Below are 4,668 nucleotides of genomic sequence, written 5' to 3' on the forward strand. Positions count from 1 at the left end.
GGGCGGTCGATGGCCGTCCTCCTTCTCGGCGCGATGCACGCCGCGTTCACCGGCGCCGCCCTTCTCGGTGAGGCCGGCGTGCTGCTGAGCGCCGAGCCGTTCTCGGATGAGTTGCAGATCGTCGACGCCTGCCTCGCCGCCCCCGAGCGGGCGGCGCGTCTCATACGGGAGCGGCTGCGCTACCGCGCCCGCTCCGCCAGCCGGACCACCTCAGGTGGCATGTAGGGCGTCACGATGGAGATCTCCATGTGAGTGGGGGCGGGGTGCCGCGTTTGCGGTGGTGGGTGGGCCGCATCCCGCGTTCTGGTCGCTCCAGCCCGCGGCAGCGACGTCGGCGTTCTGGTTCTGGTTCTGGCAGGGCCCAGCGGGCGCAACGGACGTGAGCGAGCGCGCACCCTCGCCCAGCAAGGCTTCACAGCATTGGCGATCCGCTGGTTCGGCGGGCCTGGGCAGTCCCCGGGAATGTGTGAAGTTCCCCTGCGTATCGCTCGTCCCGGACCTGGCGGGCGCGGTCGCTATCTTTCGTCCCGATGGACATTGCGTGCGATCTCTCGGTTTCATGACAGCACGCGACGTGCACACATACAGCCCGGTGACAGTACCGACGCGCCCGATCCCTCATCTCATGAGAATCGCAGCATGGCGGAGATGTCGCCGCGCGCGGTCTCGCAAGTCCGAGAGGACGCTGGTTCAACTTGCAGTCGGTGTGCGTCGATCTGGAGCGGAGAGACAGACGACGAGCGAGTGCGCGCCGCCTTCATCCCGACTGGGTGGGGTCAAGCGATCCCGCAAGTCTCCGAGGACACGAAGCAACGGGCCCCGCCCCTTAAGGACTGCCGGGCAGCGGGCAGTCTGTGTGAAACTCCCTCTGAATGATCACTCGGGGGGAGTTTCGCGTTGAACGCGCTGTTGAAGAGGGTGTGGATCGGGCTGGCCGCGACCTTGATCGTGAGTCTGGCCGCCGTGGTCATGCCGGACCACATCCAGATAAACGACGACGGGCGCATCCACCTGGGCGCGCCCGCGCCCACGCCGTCCCCATCCACGGCGGCGCCCACACCGGAGTCCACATCACCGCCCCTCACACGGGACAGCGTGGACGAGGTGATCCGGACCGCGGTCAGCGCGGCGGGCCTCGACCCGGCGCAGGGGCGCCCGACCGGTGCGGCCGGCGCCAACTCGAACAGGACGGGCTGGATGGCCGTCCGCGAGAAGACCGCCGCGCAGTCGGAGATGAACGCGATCTGCGCCGACCTGGAGCGCCAGGGCTGGACGCTGAACCCGAACGGCGACCGCCCCGACGCCTCCCGCAGCTACAAGCGCGGGGGCTGGTACCTGCTGGTGAGCACGCGCGGGAAGAGCCAGGCGCCGTCCACCACCTCCGCCTTGACCGACTCGCAGACCTACCTGACCCTGACCGGGCTCCAGCTGAACCTCTCCGACATACCCCTCCCCGAGATCACCGTCCACATCGGCTGACCCCTCAATACGGCCGAGGGCAAGACGTTGCTACCCGAGCCAGACGATGTCCAGGACGGACAGGTGCCGGGTGAGGCGGTTGGCCACGTAGACGACGGACAGCTGTCCGACGGACGCGGCGCGGACGTCCTCGCCCTCCGGATCGCCGGCGTTCCACTGGGGCCAGCCCCACGGGGAGCGCACCGCGATGTCCAGGACGTCCCGGACCATCTCCCTGGCCGGGTCGGGAAGCTCGGCGAGCGTCTTCACGGCCTGCGGGGACAGACGCACCGCCCACGGCTGACCGGTCACCGGCGGCGGCCGAGGACGTCGTCCAGATCCACGAAGCCGGACTCGTCGCGGCCGGAGTCCATGAAGGCGTCGACGGCCGGGGCCGCGGCGACGCGCAACTGCCAGGTACGCACCACCTCGTGCAACGGGGTGAGGCTGAAGGAGTCGCGGGCATCCTCCAGGGCCTTGGCCCAGTCCCGCTCGAACGCCGGCACCCACGTGTCCGCACGGCGGTCGGCGCGCAGCAGGGCACGGAGTTCGGCCGGGGCCCCGGGCGCGGGCGCGTACGGCGGGACGGGTGCGTGGTCGGCGGGTTGAGCGCTCACGAGCTCCTCCAGGCAGGTTGTACCGCCACGGTAGCCGCCGCAGCGGTGGAGGGAGGAGGGGTTCAGCGCACACGGCCGGTGGAAGCAGCTCTGGCCTAGGACTTGTCCGGGCGAGGTTGTCGGGGTTGAGCCAGTCGTAGGCAGAGCGCCTGGACCATTCCAGCGTGGGGTGGTCCAAGTCGCCGTCGACCTCGATGAGATGGTCGGCCTCGTGACGGAGTCCACCGCCATCGTCCCCCGTCCAGGTTGTGGTGCCAAGGAACCGCCGGCCGGTCTCCTCCTCAACCTCGCGTGCGAGGGGGAAGGCCCACCTGACCGGAGCCTGTTCGTTCGGCTGTCCTACGCGCATGGAAGCAGTCCTCGCAGCCCGAGCAGCTGTCGGCCGAATACCAAACGGGTGTCCCGTACAGCGGGAGGAAGGCCGTCGCGATCAGCGACCGCGTGGCGGGTAGCGGGAGGGCAGCCCGCAGCTCGGCGGGGATGCACTCCCCATCCCACATGAGGTACCGGTGTGCCGTCGAGTCCCCGCGAAATGGCAACGGCAGCCACTCTGCCGTGCGTGGCAGTGAGATACGGCAACCGGCCCCATCCTGCGGCGAGTAGCATCCGGCACCTACGAACATCCCCTGAAGGAGCGAGGACTGCCGTGGCCAATGAGCCGGTCAACACCCCGATCCAGACCAAGTACGCGGAGCAGCTGGCCGCCGACCTGGCAGCCAACCAGGCCGAGCAGGCGACGCTCACCGAGCGTCTGACTCAGCTCCAGAGGGAGGAGAAGTGGCTCACCGCGGCGCTGGACTCCATGCCTCCTGCCGGCGCCGAGCCGGCGTCGCCGCAGGGGCTCGCCGAGCCGGTGAGCGCCACTCCTCAGGCCGACAGCGGCGTGGAGGCGGCGGCCGTGCCGCAGCCTCGGGCGGGGAAGAAGACCGACGGCGCGGCCCCGGTGAAGAAAGCCGCGGTCAGGAAGACCACCGCCAAGAAGGCCTCTGCGGCCCCTGCCAAGAAGACGGCGCCCCAGAAGGAGGTGGCCGCAGCCAAGGAGACCGCGAAGGCGGCGGAGCCCACGCTCGGCCGGCTCCTCGCGAGCCTGCTCTCCCAGCAGCCCGGTGAGCCGAAGAAGGTGAGCGAGATCCGTACCGAGCTGGAAGGGACCCACCCCGAGCGCGCGAAGTCGGATCCGGTCGTCCGCAGCGCTCTGGAGAAGCTCGCGGCGAAGGGTGTGCTCGAGAAGAGTGCCCAGCAGGGCACCGTGTTCTACACCTGGCCGATGCCCGAGAAGGCCCCCGCTCCGGCAGCCGCGGTGACCGCTCAGGAACCCGCCGAGGCAGTCCCGGCCGGCGCCTGAGCACTGCGGTCCGGACCCGGCGGCCGGGTTCCCGCCCTTCAGCGCGTTCCAGGGCGCGGAGCGCTCTGCGGGACCTGGCCGTCGTGGACCTGGCCACCGTGGACCTGCCCCGCTGCCTGGGCCGTGAGTGCCGGACCGCCGTCGGGGCCGACCGGGGCAGGGGGGCAGCGCGCGTTGCGTGACTGAGCGGATATCTGCGCGGCCCGGGCCGCCATACCTTCCAGGCCGGACGAAGCGAGCTCCCTGCCCCGGTCGGGAGCGTTGAGTGCCTCCAGGGTCTGCGGTCGGCTCACCTGGAGGTCGTCGAAGCGCTGCCGTGCTGTCGTGTCGCGGACGGATGCCTCGGCGACTGGCTCGGCGGTGACCGCAGGGCGGCCGAACTCCGCCCTCCCGCTGGCCAAGTCGGCTCTGCTTGTCCTGGGCCACCGGCATGTCCCGTCTACCGGGTCGGTGACTTGGCGTGCCCTCCCGGGGGGGGCGGGCTCGGGGGTGCACCGACGAAACGAGCCGCGACCCCTCGCTGCGTGTCAGCACGCGGCCTCGGCGCCTCTCGCTCCTGACCGGCAAGATCCGGAAGGGACGACCCAGGGGTTGGGGCGAACTCCACGCCGGGGCCCCTGCTCGTCGGCCGCGAACCGGCGACCTCCGTCGCGTCACGCGTGACACAGGGTAACGAATCGCGTATCGTTCGTCACGTCCCGTTACATTACCGCACGGGGTGGACCGCGTAACGGGGTCGGCCGTACGCCGCCGCCCCGCCGGCGGCACGCCCGCCAGGAGGTGCCGGTGATCGACCGAATCTGGCTTCAACCACCCCTCGCCATCGCCCGGTTGGGTGCCTCGCCGGTACCCTGCGACAACTACCGCTACGGACCCAGCGACCTATCCCCGCGCGGTACGGGAAAGACCACCGTGGAGCCGGTGGAGACCCTCGACCTCGCCGCCGGGGGCACCCTGACCACGCGCACGCCGCAGAAGGTCCGGTTCAAGGACGCGGACGGCTGGCGGCCGGTGTGCCCGTTCTTCGAGGTGCACGGCAACTGGACCACCGCCGACGGCGAGAGCCGCACGGGGGCCCTCACCACCGACGTGCTCGCCGGCTTCGGGCTGGACCTCGGCGACGTGCGCTGGCGGGTCTCCGTCGCCAACCTCAAGGCCCACCACATCACCCAGCAGTCGGACGACCGCGTCGAGGCCCAGGCCGAGGTCCGCGGCGACGACCACCAGCGCCACCCGCTCTCCGGGACC

Annotated in this window: 5 protein-coding genes and 1 pseudogene; 4 read left to right on the forward strand and 2 right to left on the reverse strand. The window is 70.9% G+C overall.

Annotated features, from left to right (window positions below; translation table 11 throughout):
- Together ACFV0Q_RS30640 and ACFV0Q_RS30645 are read left to right on the forward strand one after the other, a co-directional pair.
- Positions 1 to 225, forward strand: a pseudogene (locus ACFV0Q_RS30640) (hypothetical protein); the annotation flags it as partial.
- Between the two features lie 672 nt (positions 226 to 897).
- Entirely contained in the window at positions 898 to 1,479 is a 582-nt protein-coding gene (locus ACFV0Q_RS30645) for a hypothetical protein (protein WP_385009616.1), read from the forward strand.
- Between the two features lie 30 nt (positions 1,480 to 1,509).
- On the opposite strand, the gene ACFV0Q_RS30650 is transcribed toward ACFV0Q_RS30645, so the two are convergent.
- Complete coding sequence (locus ACFV0Q_RS30650; protein ID WP_385009618.1) at positions 1,510 to 1,770, reverse strand: hypothetical protein; 261 nt, start codon at positions 1,768 to 1,770, stop codon at positions 1,510 to 1,512.
- The gene (locus ACFV0Q_RS30655) at positions 1,767 to 2,075 is read right to left on the reverse strand and encodes a DUF6247 family protein (protein ID WP_385009619.1); all 309 of its coding nucleotides are present in this window, start codon (positions 2,073 to 2,075) and stop codon (positions 1,767 to 1,769) included. Before ACFV0Q_RS30655 ends, ACFV0Q_RS30650 begins: the two co-directional genes overlap by 4 nt.
- Before the next feature lie 646 nt (positions 2,076 to 2,721).
- On the opposite strand from ACFV0Q_RS30655, the gene ACFV0Q_RS30660 reads away from it, so the two are divergent.
- Both ACFV0Q_RS30660 and ACFV0Q_RS30665 read left to right on the forward strand, forming a co-directional pair.
- Positions 2,722 to 3,420 carry a hypothetical protein gene (locus ACFV0Q_RS30660; protein WP_385009621.1) on the forward strand — a complete coding sequence of 233 codons (699 nt, stop codon included), beginning with the start codon at positions 2,722 to 2,724 and terminating at the stop codon, positions 3,418 to 3,420.
- 786 nt (positions 3,421 to 4,206) lie between these two features.
- The coding region (locus ACFV0Q_RS30665) for a hypothetical protein (protein ID WP_385009623.1) at positions 4,207 to 4,668 on the forward strand (462 nt) is incomplete at its 3' end.

This window comes from Streptomyces sp. NPDC059564, assembly GCF_042735575.1.
Classification (GTDB): domain Bacteria; phylum Actinomycetota; class Actinomycetes; order Streptomycetales; family Streptomycetaceae; genus Streptomyces.